Source organism: Moorena sp. SIO3E8, assembly GCF_010692445.1.
In the GTDB taxonomy this organism is placed as follows: domain Bacteria; phylum Cyanobacteriota; class Cyanobacteriia; order Cyanobacteriales; family Coleofasciculaceae; genus Moorena; species Moorena bouillonii.
The window spans coordinates 188,542-204,050 of record NZ_JAAHHM010000001.1 but is presented as its reverse complement, the minus strand read 5'-3'; the positions used below and the strand labels follow the sequence as shown (position 1 = coordinate 204,050).

15 protein-coding genes and 1 pseudogene are annotated in these 15,509 nt (G+C 44.7%); 9 read left to right on the top strand and 7 right to left on the bottom strand.

Translation table 11 applies throughout. From position 1 onward, the window contains the following. Positions 1-190, top strand: a pseudogene (locus tag F6K46_RS00695) (IS630 family transposase); the annotation flags it as partial. A 196-nt stretch (positions 191-386) separates the two neighbouring features. On the opposite strand, the gene trmFO reads toward F6K46_RS00695, so the two are convergent. The 3 genes from trmFO to F6K46_RS00680 form a co-directional block, all read right to left on the bottom strand. Next, entirely contained in the window at positions 387-1,751 is a 1,365-nt protein-coding gene (gene trmFO, locus F6K46_RS00690; protein WP_293065758.1) for an FADH(2)-oxidizing methylenetetrahydrofolate--tRNA-(uracil(54)-C(5))-methyltransferase TrmFO, read from the bottom strand. Beyond that, positions 1,751-1,930: a hypothetical protein gene (locus F6K46_RS00685; RefSeq protein ID WP_293065761.1), complete on the bottom strand. Its 180-nt coding sequence runs from the start codon at positions 1,928-1,930 to the stop codon at positions 1,751-1,753. The genes trmFO and F6K46_RS00685 overlap by 1 nt, the downstream gene beginning before the upstream one ends. Before the next feature lie 93 nt (positions 1,931-2,023). After that, entirely contained in the window at positions 2,024-3,520 is a 1,497-nt protein-coding gene (locus F6K46_RS00680) for a site-2 protease family protein (protein ID WP_293065756.1), read from the bottom strand. 50 nt (positions 3,521-3,570) lie between these two features. On the opposite strand from F6K46_RS00680, the gene F6K46_RS00675 reads away from it, so the two are divergent. Next, complete coding sequence (locus F6K46_RS00675; RefSeq protein ID WP_293065753.1) at positions 3,571-4,275, top strand: MBL fold metallo-hydrolase; 705 nt, start codon at positions 3,571-3,573, stop codon at positions 4,273-4,275. Between the two features lie 69 nt (positions 4,276-4,344). Here the strand turns inward: F6K46_RS00675 and ctpA are convergent, their stop codons facing one another. Next, positions 4,345-5,580 carry a carboxyl-terminal processing protease CtpA gene (gene ctpA, locus F6K46_RS00670; RefSeq protein WP_293065750.1) on the bottom strand — a complete coding sequence of 412 codons (1,236 nt, stop codon included), beginning with the start codon at positions 5,578-5,580 and terminating at the stop codon, positions 4,345-4,347. 220 nt (positions 5,581-5,800) lie between these two features. On the opposite strand from ctpA, the gene petB reads away from it, so the two are divergent. The 5 genes from petB to F6K46_RS00645 all read left to right on the top strand — a co-directional run bounded on the left by petB (position 5,801) and on the right by F6K46_RS00645 (position 10,641). Further along, entirely contained in the window at positions 5,801-6,469 is a 669-nt protein-coding gene (gene petB / locus F6K46_RS00665) for a cytochrome b6 (protein ID WP_070391575.1), read from the top strand. 99 nt (positions 6,470-6,568) lie between these two features. Further along, positions 6,569-7,051 carry a cytochrome b6-f complex subunit IV gene (gene petD, locus F6K46_RS00660; protein ID WP_075897229.1) on the top strand — a complete coding sequence of 161 codons (483 nt, stop codon included), beginning with the start codon at positions 6,569-6,571 and terminating at the stop codon, positions 7,049-7,051. Positions 7,052-7,242: 191 nt separating this feature from the next. After that, positions 7,243-8,589: a transposase gene (locus tag F6K46_RS00655; protein ID WP_293019724.1), complete on the top strand. Its 1,347-nt coding sequence runs from the start codon at positions 7,243-7,245 to the stop codon at positions 8,587-8,589. 311 nt (positions 8,590-8,900) lie between these two features. Beyond that, positions 8,901-10,046: a glycosyltransferase family 4 protein gene (locus F6K46_RS00650; RefSeq protein ID WP_293065747.1), complete on the top strand. Its 1,146-nt coding sequence runs from the start codon at positions 8,901-8,903 to the stop codon at positions 10,044-10,046. A 214-nt stretch (positions 10,047-10,260) separates the two neighbouring features. Further along, positions 10,261-10,641 (top strand): hypothetical protein, encoded by a 381-nt coding sequence (locus tag F6K46_RS00645; protein ID WP_293065745.1) that lies wholly within the window; start codon positions 10,261-10,263, stop codon positions 10,639-10,641. Between the two features lie 115 nt (positions 10,642-10,756). Here F6K46_RS00645 and F6K46_RS00640 read toward each other — a convergent pair whose 3' ends face one another. Further along, positions 10,757-11,182: a hypothetical protein gene (locus tag F6K46_RS00640; protein ID WP_293019728.1), complete on the bottom strand. Its 426-nt coding sequence runs from the start codon at positions 11,180-11,182 to the stop codon at positions 10,757-10,759. A 377-nt stretch (positions 11,183-11,559) separates the two neighbouring features. Between F6K46_RS00640 and F6K46_RS00635 the strand changes: the two genes are divergently transcribed. Then, entirely contained in the window at positions 11,560-13,830 is a 2,271-nt protein-coding gene (locus F6K46_RS00635) for a pentapeptide repeat-containing protein (protein ID WP_293065742.1), read from the top strand. Between the two features lie 7 nt (positions 13,831-13,837). Here the strand turns inward: F6K46_RS00635 and F6K46_RS00630 are convergent, their stop codons facing one another. Beyond that, on the bottom strand, positions 13,838-13,963 hold the full coding sequence (locus tag F6K46_RS00630; protein ID WP_293065740.1) for a hypothetical protein: 126 nt from the start codon (positions 13,961-13,963) through the stop codon (positions 13,838-13,840). Between the two features lie 442 nt (positions 13,964-14,405). Here F6K46_RS00630 and F6K46_RS00625 point away from each other — a divergent pair, with 442 nt between their 5' ends. Beyond that, positions 14,406-14,924 (top strand): hypothetical protein, encoded by a 519-nt coding sequence (locus tag F6K46_RS00625; protein WP_075897241.1) that lies wholly within the window; start codon positions 14,406-14,408, stop codon positions 14,922-14,924. Here F6K46_RS00625 and F6K46_RS00620 read toward each other — a convergent pair. Continuing rightward, complete coding sequence (locus tag F6K46_RS00620) at positions 14,848-15,093, bottom strand: hypothetical protein (protein ID WP_293116690.1); 246 nt, start codon at positions 15,091-15,093, stop codon at positions 14,848-14,850. The two genes, F6K46_RS00625 and F6K46_RS00620, sit on opposite strands and share 77 nt — an antisense overlap. Between the last annotated feature and the right edge of the window lie 416 nt (positions 15,094-15,509).

Sequence of the window (15,509 nt, the reverse complement as noted above, 5' to 3'; positions counted from 1 at the left end):
TCCCGAAGTTAATCCTAGTGAAAGATTGTGGGAAGATCTCAAACAAGATTTGGCTTGGGAATTGTTTGAATCCTTAGACTCTTTAAGAGCAAAAATAGATAAAAGTTTAAACTCTTTATCTAATGAAATTGTAGGTAGTCTAACTGGGTGGTCTTGGATTTGGCAATCTTTATGTATGTCAGGACTTTAAATTTTTGGTATTAGATCCGGGAAAATCAGTATTGTAAAAATTGGGTAATGGTAAATTTGTAACTAGGATTACTCCCAAGCCATTACCCATTCTAATATCTTGCACCTTCACTTAAAAGCTCTAAAATTTAGGAATATCAAGTCAGGAGCTTCGAGTCAGAATAAGTCAAAGTTTTGTTTTTGGATTATAAGAGTTCTTAAGCTGCAGATAGGCGCAGCCTACTCAACCAATCATTAAGATCTGCCAAAGCGCGATCGCGATATGCTCCATACCGTTCTCGCTTATTCTTTATCCGCACTGGCAATTCGGGCAAAATCCCAAAATTTGGTGGCATAGGCTGAAAATGCTTAGGTGATGCGGAACTGATAAAGTCAAACAACGCTCCCATCATCGTAGTGGGTGGCATCGTTACCAGTTCCAATCCTAATACCAATCGCGCCGCATTGGTACCAGCCAGCCACCCTCCCGCAGCAGCTGCTGTATAACTTTCTGTTCCTACCAATTGACCAGCTGCCAACAAAGTAGACCGTTTTTTGAACTGTAGGGTTGGTTGCAATAACTCAGGAGCATTCAGAAACGTGTTCCGATGCATCACCCCCATGCGCACAAACTCTGCTTCTTCCAAACCTGGAATCAGTCGAAATACCCGTTTCTGCTCACCCCAGCGCAAATTGGTTTGGAATCCGACCATATTCCACAGCTGACCTGTTTTATCTTCCTGTCGCAGCTGTACCACAGCATAAGGACGCTGGTGCTGATTTTCTGGAGCGCGGAAGTCTCCCTTACGGGCATCAAACAGTCCCACTGGCTTCAGAGGACCATAGCGCATAGTATCTTCCCCGCGACGAGCCATCTCCTCAATCGGTAGGCACCCTTCAAAAAATTTAGCAGTTTCTTGCTCAAAGTCTTTCAATTCCGCCTTTTGAGCTGCACACAGTTCTTCCCAGAAGTGACGATATTGCTCCCGATTCATGGGACAATTAAGATAAGCAGCTTCTCCTTTGTCATACCGGGATGCCATAAAGGCGATATCACGATTGATGGATTCCCCCACTATAATCGGTGATGCGGCATCAAAAAAACTAAAGTATTCTAAACCAGTGAACTGTTGCAGGTCTTGGGCTAAAGCAGGACTAGTCAACGGACCGGTTGTCAGTACTACCACCCCTGTGGTAGTAATTTGCGGAACTTCCTCCCGCTGCAACTCGATCAGGGGATGACTAGCTAAGGTTTCAGTCAATTCCCGACTAAATACTGCTCGGTCTACAGCTAAGGCACCCCCAGCTGGAACAGCATGTTGATCAGCTTTGCCAATAATAATTGAACCAAGGCGTCTCAATTCTTCGTGCAACAAACCCGCAGCGCGATCGCTTGACTTAGCACCAAAGGAATTACTACATACTAGTTCTGCCAATTCAGCAGTATGATGAGCCGGGGATAGTCGCACTGGTCGCATTTCGTGCAACACCACTGGTACTCCAGCCTGAGCAATTTGCCAAGCGGCTTCTGTACCCGCTAGTCCACCACCGATAACATTTACTTGTTGTTTGTCATTAGTCATTATATAGCAAAGGGAACAGGGAATAGGGAATAGGGAGTAGGGAGTAGGGAGTAGGGAGTAGGGAGTAGGGAGTAGGGAGTAGGGAGTAGGGAGTAGGGAGTAGGGAGTAGGGAGTAGGGAGTAGGGAGTAGGGAAAAAAATCCTGTGTACCTGATTTCTATGACAACCACTTTATTCAATTGTTAATTATTAATTGTTAACTGTTAATATCCAACAATTCACAATTAACAATTTTATAGTCTCAATTTTCACTTCTCAATGTTAAATTTTGACTAAATACTTAACAACTTAGTGATTGTTCCTGGTACTGGCAAAATAATACTGACTAAAATCAACAAGGCTATAATTCCGCACAAATCTCGCCAGTTGTCAAGTTCTGAAACATCATTAAGGGCTGGTTCATCTGCCACTGGCATGAATAAAATAATAATTCCCCACAGGAGTAATTCTGGCTGAATCAATACTAAGAGCATCATTAACAGCCGGGTAATTTGACCAATGGTCATACCAGTTCTTTGACCCAACATGGCATGGACGATATGCCCACCATCAAGTTGCCCCACTGGCATTAAATTGAAAGCAGTAACAACTAAACCGACATAACCAGCGACTGCCACAGGATGAAGGTTAATGGCTGTGTTGGAGACAAATTCACTGCCCAATGCCCATTTACTTAGTAAGGTGAGCAAAAAGGAAAATCGGGGATTGAGGGATTCTAGGTTCAAGATTCCTGAAGAGTCAGACAAAGGCACTATAGTGGAATGAGCTAATCCCCACATGAGGATTGGTAGGGTAACCACTAAGCCGACTAGTGGACCAGCAATGCCTATATCAAATAAGGCTTTACGGTTAGGAACAGGAGAGCGTATATGAATAAATGCTCCCAATGTTCCCAAGAATAAAAAGGGTATCGGGATAAAGTAAGGCAGAGTTGTACGCACCTTGTAAACCATTGCGGCGAAATAATGGCCAAGTTCATGAATGCTGAGAATTGCCATTAAGGCCAGGGCATAGGGCAGTCCTTGCAGTAAAAGCGCTGGGTCAGTAAGGGGATTTTCCGACACCCCAGCGATCTGAGTTCCCATCCAGGTGGTGGTAAACAAGGTAATCACCATCAGCCCCAATGCTAAACCAGGTCGCGTTAATGATTCAGACCCCCTGTAAGGTTTGGTTGATTTTTTGGTATTGGGCACTAGAGCAAAAAAGGGTTTGCCGCTAAAGCTTTCTTGAAAGACTACGAAGAAGCGATCGCCAAACTCAGCTTCTATATTTGACCGCACGGTACGGTAGGCTTGCTCTGGGTTAGTGCGCAGTTTGCCGCGACACAACACCACTTGAGGTCGGTACTCAATATTCTGGAGATAGTAGATTCCCCAGGGAAAACAATTTCTGAGGTCTTTTTCTTCTTCTTTAGTTATAGGACGAAGGCTTGACTTTTCAGTTGCCGATGAAATTTTGGCGACCGGGTCTGAGGTAGTTGTTTTAGTAGGATTCTCTTTGGTCATTGTTGAATTGGGATCTGAGCGTCCCCACTGAATCAGCAGCCAGTACAATGGCAAGCAAATGACAAATGGACCGAGCAATAGGGCTGGTGGTATTGGTGTGTTCTCACCATTGAACAGAGTCCAACCAATCCAGACTAGTGGTGGAGTCATCATTACCAGCCACAGTAACCAGACTGGTGTCCGAGTGAGGCTAGCAACGCTTCGCTGGATAACGAAGTAAGTGATCACAGCGAGTAAAATAAATGGGAGTAGCCAGAGTTCCATGATGAAAGATCACACCGTCTACTAAAAACTACAATTAAACTACAAGCATTGTGCAACCCGATACTCCAGCAAAAGGCGATTTTAATCTTACGCCAAGCGCATCTTCTAATCAGCAACCTGCTGCATCCAAGCCACCACGCCTTGTTCTAGATACCATTTTCGCTTTTCCACCCAATCGAGATACGTTAGGTGGTACGGCTTATATTATTGTAGGAAATTCCTTCAACCTATTGATTGATTGTCCTGCCTGGAATGAGACTAACCAACAATTTTTGCGTGAGCAAGGGGGAGTCTCATTACTGTTTATTACCCATCGGGGTGGTATTGGTAAAGCAAAGGAAATTCAGGAGAGTATGGGGTGCCAAGTCCTGATTCAAGAACAAGAGGCTTACTTACTGCCGGGATTGGAGGTAGTTACATTTCACCAGAAGTTCACTATAAATCCCTGCTGCTACGTCATTTGGACTCCTGGTCACTCTCCTGGTTCTTCTTGTCTTTACTACACTGGTGCCGGGGGTGTGCTATTTTCTGGGCGTCATTTGCTTCCTAGTAAACAAGGAGAACTGTTGCCCCTGCGAACCCCGAAAACATTTCATTGGCCGAGACAGATTCGGAGTCTGCAATCGTTGCTTGAGCGTTTTACCCCAGAGACTCTTCAATTTATCTGTCCTGGTGCCAATACTGGTTTTTTGCGAGGCAAAGGGGTGATTGACCAAGCTACAGAGCGTTTATCAGCAAGTTTGGGCGAAGTTTAAAAACCCAGAAGAGCTATATATCTGACGCCCTGACCCCCTGATGCTCTGACGCCCTAATCTACAGATAATCTAACTTGCCTTAGCAAGAAAAGTATCAGAGGTTAACAACTTGATTGCTTCCTGATACTGACTATCTGCTTCTGTTCCCACTTGGCTCATAGTAATTGCTTCTAAAGGCACCTCCAAGTCTGGCTCAATCCCTAATTTATTAATATCCCGGTGATTTGGTGTCTCGTACTTGGCAACAGTAACTGCTAATCCTGACCCATCGATTAGTTCAAATAACGACTGAATTAACCCTTTGCCAAAGGTTTTTTCCCCTACTAGCTTTGCCCTACCATTGTCCTGTAAAGCCCCAGCTAGAATCTCACTAGCACTGGCGCTGCCTTGATTAACTAATACGACCAAGGGGTCTTGCGTAAGAGCGTCACCATACGCTTCAAAGCTACCAATGGTGCCTTGGCGGTTAACGGTGTAAACAATAGTGCCTTGATCTAACCAGAGGCGAGCAATTTCAATACCTGCCTGCAATAGACCCCCTGGATTATTCCTCAGATCAAGAATATAGCCATCTGCACCCATCTCCTTGAGTTTAGCAACGGCGTGGGCAACTTCCATTGGGGCGTTGGCACTAAATTGAGACAGGCGAATATAACCGACTGGGTCTCTATTGTCCTGGGTATCGAGGACAGAATACACTGGGTTTAGGGAAATGCGATCGCGTACTATTTCCACCAATTTTGGCTGTTCTTTCTGGCCTTGAATTGTCAAGGTAACTGTTGTACCAATTGGTCCACGCATCCGCGCTGCTGCTTCATCTAGAGTCATGTCCCTAGTCAGCATGCCATCAATTTCTAGGATATGATCCCGTGGTCGGATACCGGCTAAATCCGCTGGTGATTGAGCAATTGGGGTGATTACTTCTAACTGACCAGTTTCCACATCAATGGCAATTTGTAGCCCGACACCGGAGAGTTCACCAGAGGTGCTGATTTGCAAACTATGATATTGTTCAGGTCTGAGCAATCGTGTGAAGGGATCCCCAAGACTACCTAACATTGTTTCTATGGCAGTATAGGTAGCTTCACGATTAGGCAGCCGCTTTTTCAAGGTCTTCTGACGTAACGACCACCAATTTTGATGGTTAAAGGTATCATCAACGTAGGATTGAGAGACAATCCGCCATGCTTGGGAGAAAAGCCTTTCCTCCTGAGAGAAGGCAGCCGCTTTTGGTGTCCAGCAGGCAGACAATAGCATGATTGGCAAGATTAGTAACAGTCCAACCCACAAGGATCGTTTGTGCATGATCAAAATTATTAGAGTACTTGTTAAGTTATATTACCTGTAACCGCTATCAGGTATAATATTAGGGCTGTAACCGCCAGAGTTTACGGCAAATTAATGAAGCAAGTCATGTTAAAATTAACATCATGTAACATATAGGCTGTATTCGTTGTAACTTAGGGAGTTGAAGACTCCGACATTCAACGTCTGACGGCAAAATCCTTTCGGAAACTCTGGCCTCATGTTTTCTAAGCAAATCACTGACTCGAAAGTATACGACTGGTTTGAGGAGCGTCTGGAAATTCAGGCACTTTCCGATGACATCACTTCAAAGTACGTACCTCCCCACGTTAATATTTTTTACTGCCTGGGTGGAATTACTCTAACTTGCTTTATAATCCAGTTTGCTACTGGATTTGCCATGACCTTCTACTACAAGCCGACGGTCGCTGAGGCATTTAGCTCTGTACAGTACATTATGACTGAAGTGAGCTTTGGCTGGCTGATCCGCTCTGTTCACCGCTGGTCTGCCAGCATGATGGTGCTGATGATGATTCTGCACGTCTTCCGGGTCTATCTGACTGGTGGTTTCAAAAAGCCCCGTGAACTGACCTGGGTGACAGGGGTAGTTTTAGCAGTAATTACAGTCTCTTTCGGTGTGACTGGCTACTCCTTGCCTTGGGACCAAGTTGGTTACTGGGCGGTCAAGATTGTATCTGGCGTTCCTGAAGCTATTCCCGTAGTTGGTTCTTTAATCGTCGAACTGCTGCGCGGTGGTACTAGTGTAGGTCAGGGTACTCTGAGTCGCTACTACAGCCTACATACCTTTGTTCTACCCTGGTTTATCGCTGTCTTCATGCTGCTGCACTTCCTGATGATTCGCAAACAGGGCATTTCTGGTCCGTTGTAAATCTGTACTGACTAAAAGTCAGGAAAGTGTTAAAACTAAATGCAAACCTTCCTGCTGCCACCTGCTTACCTTTACTTATTAAGGAGAATAATTTAAGCAATGTCAGTTCTTAAAAAGCCGGATCTAGACGATCCCATTTTACGTGCCAAACTAGCCAAGGGGATGGGTCATAATTATTATGGCGAGCCAGCTTGGCCTAATGACCTCCTCTACGTTTTCCCAGTGGTAATCATGGGTTCCATTGCTCTATGCATTGGTTTAGCTGTGCTCGATCCAGCTATGATTGGTGAGCCAGCAGATCCCTTTGCCACACCGTTAGAAATCCTCCCGGAATGGTATCTATATCCTGTTTTCCAAATTTTGCGGATTCTCCCTAATAAACTTTTGGGTATTGCTGCTATGGGATCAGTTCCCTTGGGTCTGATGCTGGTTCCCTTCATCGAAGGTGTTAACAAATTCCAGAACCCATTCCGCCGTCCAGTGGCAACTACGGTATTTTTATTTGGTACCCTAGTCACCATCTGGCTTGGTGTTGGTGCTACCTTCCCCATTGATCAGTCTTTGACTTTGGGTCTGTTTTAAGATAAGCCTAACCATCAGGCTGATCCTACAACTAGAGTTTGAACAAGACGTGAGACGCATTCCCCCACCTCGTCCAGGTGGGGGTTAGTCCACGCCAACAACAATAGCTAAAAACCTAAAACATCAATCAATCTATTGTCGTCTACATTTTTAGAGGTTAAAATATTAACTAACAATAGAATCATAGACTAGTGAAAACGCCGACCAAAGTCATCAGGACTGATAAATGGAAGCTTAATCCGTCTCCCGGACAAAAAATCTTGTTTTCGGAGACGGTTAAAGTTTATCGTCAGGCTTGTAGGTACTTAGTCGGTATTATATATACTCATTGGTCTGAGCTTGGTGGCTTGACTGCTGTACAGCTAACTCCTGCTGTCGAAAAGTTGATGCATAAAACAGCCAAGCGTCCAAATATCAAATATCCACAATTCAACAAGGCTTTTTACAAGTTCCCTAGTTACTACCGTCGAGCTGCGATAGCATTTGCCGCTGGACAGGTTAGTAGTTATGTGACTCGATACCGTGAATGGCAGTCTGGTAGTCGAAAAAGAAAAGATAGCAAGCCACCAAGATTAAATGCTGATACTGGCTGCTATCCAGCTTTGTACAAAGGTCAATGTTACAAGCTACATGGTTTTGACCAAATCGAAATCAAGGCTTTTAATGGTAAAGATTGGGTTTGGACTACAGTTCAAATAACTGGTCTAAGAGAGCGTCATAAGATAGCTACAAACAAGATGATGTCCCCTTCGTTGATTTTTAACGTACGGTACTGTCATCTGTCTGTTCCGTTTACTTGCAAACCCGAAAAACGCCAGCCATTGGCTAACATAACTGCGGTAGATTTAGGGATTAATACTACCGCTACCGTAGCAGTTGTAACCCATAGTGGCACTGTAATCCATCGTGATTTTATTCATCTTGGAAGAGACATAGACCGCAGGGACAAACGACTAAAGTCCGTATCAGCAAGAGCATCGAAAACGATGGGAAAAGGAGGAAAACTACATAAAGGTTTTTGCTCTTTGACTTATCAAAAATGCCAAAGAATCAATAACCAAATTGGCCATATTGTTTCCAAGCGGATTGTTGAGATTGCTGAAAAGTTTAACTCGGAAGCCATTGTATTCGAGAATCTTAAAGGGTGGAAGCCCATTGGTGGACGAAAGCGGTCTAATTTAAAACAAAGATTCCACGGATGGCTCAAGGCAAAAATCCGCGACTTCACAGAAATGAAATGGGCTGAATTGGGTGGAAAAGTGATAGAAGTCGTTGCGTCTTATACCTCTAAACTTGCTTTTGATGGCTCTGGTACGGTTAAGAGAAATTCTCAAAAATACTCTTTGGCAACCTTCCCTTCAGGTAAGCGGTTTAATGCCGACTTAAACGGCGCTTACAACATCGGTGCTAGAGGTGTGTTTAAACTCACTCGCAGAAATGACGGTGAGGGTCGTTCCAGCAAAAGTTCTGGACGACCACCTAGAAGCTGGGTTTGCTTGTGTGATTTGTGGGCTGCGGCTAGCCCTAGATTAGCATAAGACACCACCACCTGGCTATCGCCACGCTACGCGAACGGTGATAACCAGGTGGTGGAAGCTTCATCTAGAGTTTGTGGGATTTCCAGTGGTAGCGTGATTAGTCCTGTAAAAAAGCTTTTCTGAAAATCCCACGTACTTTGAGCCGTGGGATTTTTGCTTGATAGGAATTTCAAAGAATTTCCTCAGTGCCAAGAACTTGTAACCCTGTCTCCCATGGCTACAAGTTCTTGGTTCTTTTTCCCTAATATCCCTAATGCTTTTAGAAATAGTTCGAGGGTAAGATAGGTGAATCGAATTCAAAACTAACGAATTTGAGCGACACACAGAAAACCGCATCTAACTACGTATTCATTTTCCTAGAGATTTTTGAGTGTGAAGGGGGCATCCAATCCTACGTCAAAGATATTTTCCAGGCATATTTGTCTGTTGCTGCTAAGACTGTTACCAGTTCTAGGGCTGAAGTATTTTTGCTGCGGGATGGTCTAGGTTGTGACAATCCCTTTGATGTCTACCCACTCAGATTCCATTACCTGAAAACCAAGCCTCCTGTGCTAGGGCGTGTTCGCTTAACAATAGCGCTGGGGTTTTATTTATGGCAAAAACGTCCCAAGCATGTTTTCTGCGGTCATATCAAACTGGCTCCCCTGACTCAGCTGTTGTGCAATAGTCTGGGGATTCCCTATACAGTTTTGACCTATGGCAAAGAGGTTTGGCAACCCTTACCCCTAAAAGAACGTAATGCCCTAGACCGGGCAGGAGCAATTTGGACTATCAGTCGTTACAGTCGCGATCGCGCTTGTGCTGCCAATAAGCTAAATCCTGAAAAGGTAAAGATGTTGCCTTGTGCTGTTGATGGGAATACTTTTACTCCTGGTCCGAAATCACCAGCCTTAATCGAAAAGTATGGTCTGACTGGTGCTAAGGTGTTGATGACTGTGGCCCGTCTGTGGTCTGGGGATATTTATAAAGGAGTTGATGTTACCATTCAAGCACTTCCTGCGATCGCAAAAATCTTTCCAGAGGTTAAATATCTAGTCATTGGTCGTGGTGATGATCAACCGAGACTGGCACAGCTAGCGAAAGATTTGGGTGTTGCCGAGCGGGTGGTTTTTGCTGGTTTTGTCCCTACACCAGAATTAGTGGAACACTACCGAGTGGCTGATGCCTACGTCATGCCCTCTCAAGAAGGCTTTGGGATTGTATACCTAGAGGCCATGGCTTGTGGTAAACCTGTCCTTTCTGGGGATTCTGATGGTTCTGCTGATCCGTTGCAAGATGGTCAGCTTGGTTGGCAAGTTCCCTATCGAGACCCTGATGCAGTTGCTGCAGCTTGTATTGAAATTCTCAAGGGAGAGGATCAGCGCTGTGATGGTGAGTGGTTACGAGAACAATCCCTAGGGTTATTTAGTAAAGAGGCTCTGACAAAGCGGTTAAAAGAGTTCCTCGATTTTGCTTAAACATTGTTCTGGTTCCCGTACATCCCTATCCTTCTTAGTAATAAAGCCAGAATCAAGCCTGGGAATAGGGAAAGCTTGGTTTATGGGTTTTCAGCTTTGGGTCACAAGCCCCTCGTGGAGCATAAGCAGCGAGGGGGAGTTGCCCTTCAAGTTAAGGCGAATCTGAACTAGGATATAACTACCCGATCATATTTGTTATTGTTAAAAGAAAACAGTGAATCAAAATACCCCGAGACAGTTTCAGTTCAACCTGTCAGGTATGGGCTGTTGGCTAGCGTTCTTCTTAACTTGTTTCTTGCTAGGCACAGTTGGCTTGGGATGGGTAGTCAATGGTTTTTTGATTTTGATTGCTTTTTTAATCATCTCACCAGTGATTGCCTGGTTCGGAGTTCGCTGGTGGCTCAGACGTAATCTAGTGGAAGATCAATGTCCAGTCTGTGCCTATGAGTTTACTGGGTTTAATAATACCCAGTGTCAGTGCCCCAGTTGCGGGGAAGTTTTGAAGATAGAACAGGGTCGTTTTAAGCGCTTAACAGCTCCAGGTACAATTGATGTTGAAGCGGTTGAGGTATCGGTTGAGCAGATTGAAGATTAGAGCATTGACTAATCAACCATAGACTTCGCCGCAGTTGTCAGGCAAAAGGCTTGCACCCAAAAGCCTTACGTACAATAATTATTGACTGTTGAACTTTTCATTCTGCACGCTGGTACTAGGGAGTTTTAGTGATCGATAAGGTATAAGGATGCTGTTCACCATTGCGATCGCCGACGTAGAATGAGTAGCTGCCTTGCTCCCAATATCCCATTTTCACAATATTCCCCCCAGATAAATTATCGGCCTGTGTACATGAGGTACCATTTGGCTCCTGAATCAATAGAGTGGGCTGGCCCTGGCTTTCTAGGTTGAAGCGCAAGTAGGTAAAATCTTGGTTCAAATTAATGACATGATTGGGCTGGTTACTAATCATACCGCATTGGCTCTTGTTTGATCCTCCAGAGTTTCCAGTAACTACGATGGGATCAGGCTGGAATTCAGGCTCAAGGTTGATGGTTTCGGCGCTGGCGACACCAGCGCTACTTAAGCATACAGCTATGGTGATCGGAACAATCATCCAGTGTGGGAATAGTTTAGTCATTGTCATCCCCTAAAGTCTTCTGATCTATTACTAATACACTTGTTCTAGATTACTTGACTATCTCCATTTGAATTTGTTTCGCTTTACAATCCTTACATCACTCCCTATTCCCTACTCCCATTAACCCCAAGGGCGGGATACCTCACCCAATTTAAAACTGCTATATAATGATGAGGCTTGATTTCATAGCAGTTCAGTGCTATTGCCGATATTCAACTGGTTAAGTCTAGACATAGTTAAACATAGTCATCAGGTGTTTGCAAAAAAAAATGGTATCAAGCAAAATCTGCTATAATCTCGGGGAATTTGCTTACTGATCCTTGAAATCAGCGTTTAAAGTCATTACAAAGCAACCATAAGCAGCCTGGTAATTAAATATGGCTAGCCCCACTCTAAAAACAGGTCAACATCGAGAAGGTAGCTGGTATTTTCCGCTGCGACTGAACTTGGTTCTGCCACTGGTGACTAGGCGTTGCGTGGCAGCGCTTTTGGAAGTATCGCTGGTAACTACTAGTGCATTGCTCCCTTACGGGATTGGTTTGTATGCAGAAAAATACTCGAAGGCAGAACCGGTTCCCCTTAACCCAGTGTTGGGGGCAACCCAGAATGCGATCGCAAAAACTCTAGCTTACCCGCGCCTACAACTAACCAAGCGAGTCACTCCCCTGACCAATTTTTTTTGGTGTGCTTCGTTAGTGATGCCAGTAGGAGTAACCCTATGGCAACTTTATCTGCTGGGAAAAACTGGTCAAACTATTCCCAAAGGTTGGTTTGGAGTGCGAGTGGTTACCGCTTCGGGAAAACCGCCTGGTTTGATCGGTGCGGTGTGGCGTGAGGCAGTGGGACGCTGGGGATTACCACTGGGAAGTGCTTATTTACTCTGGCGCTACACTGGAGCGTTTCCCGACTTGTTAATTTTGTTGGGATTGGCAGGATTGATGCTATTGGCAGAGAGTTTTAGTTCTGTATTAAATGCTCAACATCGCAGCCTCCACGACTACATAGCCGGAACTTATGTGTCGGATTCCTCTCGGTTGCTCTTGCCGTACTGGTCAAGTTTTGAATCCTCCCCCTCACCAGAGTATGAAGAGGTTGAGCTAGAGGAGGAGACTGATGGGCAATGGTCTCAAGAGTATGAAGAGGTAGAGCTAGAGGAGGAAACTGATGGGCAATGGTCTAATCACCAGAAAGCTACCTGGGGTTACCGTAGCGCAACAGTTAATCCCATTACCCTGTACTCAAAATCTCAACAGCACTCCCCCAATCTTTGGTTGTGGATGCGCCGAAATCCTGGTCTTACTCTGCTAATTGTTACCTTTGGCGGGATGGGTTCTGTACTCGGCACGTTTGTGGGTACCCAAATCTATATTCAAAGTCAGGCCAATTGGCGAGCGTTCAATCAGCAGAAAAATCAGGTCTTTCTGACCTTAGTGAAACAATTAAGCTCCACTGATAGCACTGCTCAAGAAGAACGTTTGGGATCAATTCTGGCTCTAGGTAGGATAGACGACCATCGTGCTGTACCGTTTCTGGTGGATTTGCTGGGTCAGGAAAATACCCCTAGCTTGATTGATACCCTCCAACAAACCTTGGTCAGTAAAGGTGTTCAACCCCTTCCCCATCTACGAATATTGAATCAATCTTTGGCCAACGACCAGAAAACCCTAACCAGGGAAGGTAAACCAGGGGTTGGGGGAGTGCTAGCGGTGCGGCACCGAGCAACTAAGCAAGCTATCTCGAAAATTCTGACTATCTACGACGGTCAAGTGCATAATGCTAACCTGAGCTATATTAACCTCAGTAAGGTTAATCAGGGTTATGGCTATTTTAATCCAATTCTGAACAATCTGAATTTGTCGGGCATTAATTTCCGCTACGCTAATTTGTCCGGTGCTAATTTGCAGGGTAGTCGCTTCTATGGCCCTGGTGAGGATGAACATTTTGGCACTTTTGATGATTGGGTCAGTGACTTCAGCGGAGCTGATCTCAGAGAAGTTAACCTAACTGGTGCTATTCTCGACAATGTCTTGATGAATCGCACCAATTTAATCGGGGCAACCCTGAACCGAGCAAGGTTTTATAACGGTAGCCTGATCGGTGCTAATCTCAGCAGTGCCCAGCTGATTAATGCTGATTTCCGTAGAGCTATCTTAGAAAATGCTAGCCTCACAGGAGCTAATTTGGGGGAAGCAAAATTCAGTCTCTCTAGTCTTCATGGTGCTCGTTTGGGCAAAGTTAGTGCTGTGGGGAGTGATTTCTCTTATGCTGATTTAAGTCAATCAAGCTGGCAAGGAGCGAATCTTTCTAGGGCAAATTTGAGTAATGCTAATCTCAAAAATGTTGATTTTAATTCAACCCAATTGGTAGGGGCTAATTTACGCAATGCCCAGCTGTACAATGCTAAGCTACGTCACGCTAATCTAAGTGCTGCGGATTTGCGAGGGGCTAATTTAGCTGGAGCAGATTTTCTGGGAGTTACCTTTGCTATGGCTAAACAGAACAAGGCTAATCAATTTATTACCTTGCCACCACCTAAATCGAATTTAGCCCGGATTAAGGGTGTGAATTTTACCAATGTTAAAAATTTAGATGAGCAGCAACTTCGATATATTTGTACCTATGGTGGACTTCATCCTCGATGTTTGTGACACTATTTTAGAGTAGGGAGTAGGGAATAGGGAGTAGGGAGTAGGGAGTAGGGAGTAGGGAATAGGGAATCGGGAATAGGGAATAGGGAACAGGGAGTAGGGAGTAGGGAGTAGGGAGTAGGAATAAAATCATGTTTACCTGATAACTATGAGAAACGCTATAAAGTTTTAATCATATAAATTGACCACGAAAAAAATCAGCCTACTTGATTTTTTTCTATTGTCAAAAAATTAGCTATCGCACAAATTCAAAAGCTACTGAGTCGATTCAGTATATTCGAGTTGACTTGAGTTGAAAACCCCCTTAACCAGAATAGATTGCTTAATGGATTGCGTTGATTTAAAGTTAACTATCAACAGTGAACAAAACATCAACCTGTATATAGCGGTTTATATTATAATCAAATAATTTTTACTTTCTTGCCTGTTCCCTGTTCCCTATTCCCTGTTCCCTATTCCCTGTTCCCTGTTCCCTGTTCCCTGTTACCTTTGCTATATTAGTTTCACCAAAGCAATTAAGCTAATATGAGCGAGAAAGCAGCCATCATTAGAATTAGGATTGAGGAGTTGAGGAAATGGGTAATGCTATTGGTTTATTGTCCACACTAGGAACGCTGGTGCTGGGGAGTCTGGCTAGTTTAATGATTAAGTCGCAACCAGCATTTGCTCAAGCTGCCTACGGAAGTTATGTGGGAATCGGTCCTACCTTTGGTATTACAAAGGATGATGATGGAGAAGGTCAGCAAATTGGTGGATTAATTGCGTTTCGCTACAAATTCCTAGAAATCCCGATTTCCTTCCGGACACAAGCCCTGATTGGTGCTGGCACTGCTATTGTGCCAACAATTAGTTACGATTTCCCCCTTAATTGGCAAACCGATGCTTACGTGGGAGCAGGGGCTGTATTTGCTAGCGGTCACTCTCCCTCACCAGTAGGAGATAAAACGAGTTTTGCTATACAACCTGGTATTGATTTTATGATCCCTAATAGCCAAACGGTTTTGTTTGGTAATGCGATTATTGCTTTTGATGCCTATCGGGAGGGTGGCGGCGTCGCTGCTTCTGTTCAAGGTGGATTTGGTTTAAGATTTTAGTTTGAATCGTCGGGAGTCGGGAGTCGGGAGTCGGGAGTCGGGAGTCGGGAGTCGGGAGTCGGGAGTCGGGAGTCGGGAGTCGGGCGTCGGGAGTCGGGAGTCGGGGGTCGGGAGTCGGGAGTCGGGTGTCGGGTGTCGTCAAAAGCGGCGAGTGTGTATCGTAGTGCATGGCGCTGCGTCTGGGGAGCTTTGCTCGGGGAGCTGCGATGAAAACCCTATATAAGGTACCTAATGACAAAGGACTTCAGACACGAGGAGCCGTATGTGGTGAAAGTCACAAGTACGGTTTTGAAGACGAGTTGGAGAGGGCGACCTCCCAGCTTAGTTTAACGGTTACCGGATAAACTTTTTATAGAACAGGGTTTGAATGGTGATACAACCCAATTATTAAAGTATAAAGGATATAAGATTTCGGTGAGTAATGCTATGGGGAGTACCCAGAGTATCATGTACATTAACAATTCATTTGAAGGTGCATCTGATCCTCGCCGACCTGGTGCCTTAACCTTAGGTTATTAACCTATAGCAATTATTACACTCATGAGGTACAATTATCTGGGTTTTACGGAGCAGGGAGCAGGGAGC